Source organism: Thermodesulfobacterium thermophilum DSM 1276 (genome assembly GCF_000421605.1).
Lineage (GTDB): Bacteria > Desulfobacterota > Thermodesulfobacteria > Thermodesulfobacteriales > Thermodesulfobacteriaceae > Thermodesulfobacterium > Thermodesulfobacterium thermophilum.
This window is the reverse complement of the sequence record NZ_ATXI01000035.1, coordinates 1-4,304: the sequence shown is the minus strand read 5'-3', so window position 1 is coordinate 4,304 and position 4,304 is coordinate 1. Positions and strand designations below refer to the sequence as shown.

The following is a 4,304-nucleotide window of genomic DNA, read 5'->3' as shown; positions in this document are numbered from 1 at the left end:
TTTGCGGCATAATGGCACCCTCTTAGATTTAGAAAATTTTTTCACCCAATGGGTGATATTATAAATCGTTTAGAGCAATTGGAAAATGGGGAGATCATGGATGATTATAAATTTTTATCGGCAAATTAGGGAGTCTAAACTTATTGAAATTTTACGATTAGAGAAGTACAATAAGTCTAGAAGACAAAATCTTAAGAGGTTACGGCAATGAAATCCGTGGAAAAAATCAAAAAACTAAACAATCTTAACGGAAGGGACTGGGTAAAGTTTACCAAATCTGTGTGGATTGAGGACTCTCTTTACAGAGATCTGTTGAAAAGCGGTATGGAACAGGCTATAGAAACCGGAGTTATGATATCAACTGCACCACCTAGAGATGACCTGAAAAAACTTCATCCTGCTACTTTTTCTGAAAAGGACATTGAGAAAATAATTGCTTTTTTTACAAAACTAGGCGAAGTTGTTCTAGATCCCTTTATAGGAAGCGGAACAACTGCAGTTGTTTGTCTTAAACTTAACAGAAAGTGCATAGGAATTGAACTCTACTCACACTGGTTTGAAATAGCTAGAAAACGTATTTCTGGATTTTTGAACAACAATAATGTTATACTGTACAAGGGAGATGCTTTGAAAATTTTGAAAACTTTAAAAAGTGAAACCGTAGACTTTATAATAACAAGTCCTCCATATTGGAAAATATTGAATAAAGTAGATCACAAGGTTAAAAAAGAAAGGTTGAGTTTAAATCTGCCCTTTGACTACGCTGAAGAAGAAAAACATCCTGACGATCTGTCAAACATAGAAAATTACTGCGACTTTCTTACATCTCTTAAAAATCACTTTGTTGAGTATTATAGAGTTTTGAAAAACGAAAAATACGTTGCTATTATAGTTTCAGACTTCAGACACAAGCAAAAGTATTACATGTTTCATGCTGACGTAGGATACAAACTTGAAGAGGCTGGGTTTGTATTACAAGGAGTTATAAACCTCGTTCAAAACAACAAAAAACTTTATCCCTATGGATATCCAGTAAGTTTTGTTCCAAACATTGTCAATCAGTTCATATTAATAGCACGAAAATTTACACAAGATAGATAACTAAAGTGAAAAAAGAAGGATTTAAAGAACGTCTGCAATATGATAAAATACTTAAAGAAGTAGTAAAGAGTTTATTTGAGGAATTTCTGAAAGAGAGTGTCTGTATAAAAGAAATAGGGCAAGAACAAATAATTCTTGACATTCACGAACACGTACGATTCAAAAAAGACATAACTACAGAATTTGTCAGATTTATGCCGGACCTCTTTGTATGTTGGAAGGAAAATTTCGATAGAAACAGTTTGCTAATCGAGTTAAAGTGTGCTCTTACGGGACTACAGAAAGAAGATTCAACTTTAATAAAAAATCTCAGAAAAAAATACCCCAATTTTAAAAAAGAAGAAATTATAAACATTGAGTTAAGTTCTTGGAACAACCTTTTACGCTTGAAAAAAATGGAAATAAATGTATACCTTTTTGTTTATGCAAAGTACCATCCATGTAAGTGGCTGATCATCTATCCCAGTGAAGAACTTAATCTGCTCGAATATTATCTAAATAAGCCTTCAAAAGGATCTGGAACTCCTATAGCAAACATATATGCTCCTGCTGATAAAAATCACACATTTAGACAAAAAAATATGTTCAACTCGTTGTTGATTGGTTTGTTGAGCAATTTCACCTCAATAATAAAAAGTACGAAATCGAAACTTTTTTAGAAGCACAGGAAAATAAGTTCTTTTAATTTATACCTTAGTACAAGGAAATCCAACCTGAAACTTCCGCAGACCAGAAAAACCTTCACACAAGGTCAAAGAACTTTTCCTTGTTCTAACAAAAATAACTTCTTCACAACCTGATATGTCCGTAATGCAAAAAACTGCAAAAAAACGCACACTTTTACAAGTTGACTTTTAATTTTCTCGGAAAATTTTAAAAGTAAACTTTAAAACTTCTCGGGATCATGAGTCGTAAACCAATTCCAGCACTTCTAGAAGCCCTAGGTCGCGTTTAAGTGGTCGCAAAAACAAGAATAGTACAACGAAGTCTTTAAACTATTAAACCTCCCACTCGAACCATTCGCTGGATCGACCTCTTCTTCACTCTCTTTTGTCTTGTCTCGAGAAACTCCTTAAGCACCGTAAACCACGCTCTGCCTGGTAGTGTATGGACTCTTCTTGGCGGCACGATCCACACGAACTTGTAAACGACTGTCCTTCTGAAAGTGAGTTCAAACATCCTTCCTAGCTCTGGATCAAACTTCTTTAACCAGGCGACGAACTTCTCCGTCTTCATCTTAATCCTTGCATAAATGGACTTTGCAAAGAACTCAAGCTCCTCGTATAGCTGGTCTTCCAGGTCCAAAAGAAGATCGTAAAACCGCATGCCCTTCTGCTGAAGCCACGCCCTACCGTACTGCTTGAGGAGTCTCACGTACTCAATTGCGGCAACCATTCTCACTCCTCACGAGCTCCGTAAACTCCCTCGAGCGAAAAAAGTAGCAACCGGATCCCAGAATCTCTCGAGAAACTCCTTAACGTCGAACGTCTTGAGTACCTGAGCCTGTTTTTTCAAAAAGTTTCTTTACCTGTCAGAAAACTCTCACCTTAGACAACTTTTCTTCTGGACAGCACGTCCGAAATTACAGCTTCTTCCTTTGACCTTTCCTGAAACTTCTTCAATTCTTCAAGTTCCGACGGCGTGAGGTCAGTAAAAATAGTCAACCCACACAACACGTAAGGATTGTTAACCGAAGTGGAGTGCCCCCATTTTTGAGACAGTTATAATGTAGAAAGGTGTGAAAAAAAATTAAAAAAGGGGGGGGTAAAAAGTATGCGCCCAAACAAATTCTCTCCTGAACAAATCATTAAAATCACAGCTTGAGCTGACCTCCCAAATAACTCCACAGCCTCCGTCGTAAGCATTTACGGTGTAAACCCTAACACCATCTACAGATGGAGACAAAAATATAAAGGCCTGTCCTCCTCAGAAGCCAAACGCCTAAAACTCCTTGAAGAAGAAAACCAAAGACTTAAAAACTTCTTGCCGAAAAAGAGCTTGAAATTCAGGTCCTGACCGAAATCATTAAAAAAACTTCTAACCAAAGAGGAATTGAAGATGCTTATCCTTCAAGCTCATGCTCACTTTAATGTTCCCATAGTAGTCCTCTGCCGAAGATTTAACCTTCCCAGAGCTTCTTTTTATCGGAGCTTCAGCAAAAAGGGTCAAGAAGTGGTTGAGAAAATCAGGCATTTAGCCCTATCAAATCCATCATGGGGTTACCGGAGAATATGGGCTGAACTCCGCAAACACAAACAGGGAATTAAAGTGAACCACAAGAGAGTTTACCGGCTCTATAAACTTGAAGCTCTTAAGAAGACCTGTTATTCCTTCTGGGAGGAAGCACTTTAGACCGACGAAGCCCTTTGAGGGCACTGTAGCTGAATTTGCCTGTCATGTATGGGCAGGAGATTTTATCCATGATAGATTGGTATCTGGGAGGGCATTCAGGGTGTTTAACGTGGTGGATATTTTTACTCGCAGGGCCTTTGAGCCCATAGTTGATTATTCATTGACTGGTCGGGCAGTAGCTGAACATTTAGATAAGCTTTGCAGGCTTTATGGACCTCTGAAGGTATTCAGGCGAGAGGTGTCTCTCTATTAGGTCAAAGGAATTTCAGAAGGTGATTTCTAAGTGGAGAATAGAAGAAGAGGTGATACCACCTGGACAACCATTCAATAATGGGCATATTGAGAGTTTTCATCGGAGCATGAGGGAGGAATTGCTTGATAGGGAGGAGTTTGAACGTCTTGAGGAGGTGTGCGAGAAGGTCACTGAGTGGATAAGGAGCTACAATGAGGAGCGTCCACATTCGGCCCTTGGTTACATGACGCCGATGGAGGTGTGGTATGTATCAGAAGAGAAGTAACATGAAAGGTGTCTCAGAAAAGGGGTAAGTAATGGTAAAGTCTCTCATAATATCTGTCTCAAATATGGGGGCATATCACTATCCCGCCCTTACATGCCCATCATGCCTATTGCCTTCCTTAAATTCATGATAAACTATCAAAGGCACCTCTTTAAATGCCGTAATCATGGGTCTATACCCACGAAACCCCTTGTAAGTCATCTTGGCTGTCTGTTTCTCTGCTTGCATATTGCCAGGGGGTGTAACCTCTGTTTGAACCAGGTAAAGGCATATGCTGGTCTATTAAGGTTTTTATTCCAGAGTTTTTGAGGAAGGCATCAACAAGAGCAAGTC

General features: G+C 38.6%; 6 protein-coding genes and 1 pseudogene. 6 read left to right on the top strand and 1 reads right to left on the bottom strand.

Going from position 1 to position 4,304, the window contains the following annotated elements:
• Window positions 1-207: 207 nt before the first annotated feature.
• The gene (locus H529_RS10895; RefSeq protein ID WP_022856221.1) at window positions 208-1,101 is read left to right on the top strand and encodes a DNA methyltransferase; all 894 of its coding nucleotides are present in this window, start codon (window positions 208-210) and stop codon (window positions 1,099-1,101) included.
• Window positions 1,102-1,106: 5 nt separating this feature from the next.
• Window positions 1,107-1,760, top strand: a complete 654-nt coding sequence (locus tag H529_RS0109330) for a hypothetical protein (protein WP_022856220.1) — start codon at window positions 1,107-1,109, stop codon at window positions 1,758-1,760.
• A gap of 331 nt (window positions 1,761-2,091) precedes the next feature.
• Here the strand turns inward: H529_RS0109330 and H529_RS0109325 are convergent, their stop codons facing one another.
• Window positions 2,092-2,496: a hypothetical protein gene (locus tag H529_RS0109325; protein ID WP_022856219.1), complete on the bottom strand. Its 405-nt coding sequence runs from the start codon at window positions 2,494-2,496 to the stop codon at window positions 2,092-2,094.
• A 462-nt stretch (window positions 2,497-2,958) separates the two neighbouring features.
• On the opposite strand from H529_RS0109325, the pseudogene H529_RS12225 reads away from it, so the two are divergent.
• The 4 genes and pseudogenes from H529_RS12225 to H529_RS10880 form a co-directional block, all read left to right on the top strand.
• A pseudogene (locus tag H529_RS12225) lies at window positions 2,959-3,117 on the top strand (transposase); the annotation flags it as partial.
• A 42-nt stretch (window positions 3,118-3,159) separates the two neighbouring features.
• Window positions 3,160-3,453 carry an IS3 family transposase gene (locus tag H529_RS10885; RefSeq protein WP_022856218.1) on the top strand — a complete coding sequence of 98 codons (294 nt, stop codon included), beginning with the start codon at window positions 3,160-3,162 and terminating at the stop codon, window positions 3,451-3,453.
• Complete coding sequence (locus H529_RS11640; RefSeq protein ID WP_155984478.1) at window positions 3,404-3,706, top strand: hypothetical protein; 303 nt, start codon at window positions 3,404-3,406, stop codon at window positions 3,704-3,706. Before H529_RS10885 ends, H529_RS11640 begins: the two co-directional genes overlap by 50 nt.
• Before the next feature lie 19 nt (window positions 3,707-3,725).
• Entirely contained in the window at window positions 3,726-3,971 is a 246-nt protein-coding gene (locus H529_RS10880) for an integrase core domain-containing protein (protein WP_022856217.1), read from the top strand.
• Window positions 3,972-4,304 lie beyond the last annotated feature (333 nt).

Bases quoted from the DNA above. Each gene is read 5' to 3' on its own strand.
- H529_RS10885 (WP_022856218.1), top strand. From the start codon at position 3,160: ATGCTTATCCTTCAAGCTCATGCTCACTTTAATGTTCCCATAGTAGTC.
- H529_RS10895 (WP_022856221.1), top strand. From the start codon at position 208: ATGAAATCCGTGGAAAAAATCAAAAAACTAAACAATCTTAACGGAAGG.
- H529_RS0109325 (WP_022856219.1), bottom strand. From the start codon at position 2,496: ATGGTTGCCGCAATTGAGTACGTGAGACTCCTCAAGCAGTACGGTAGG.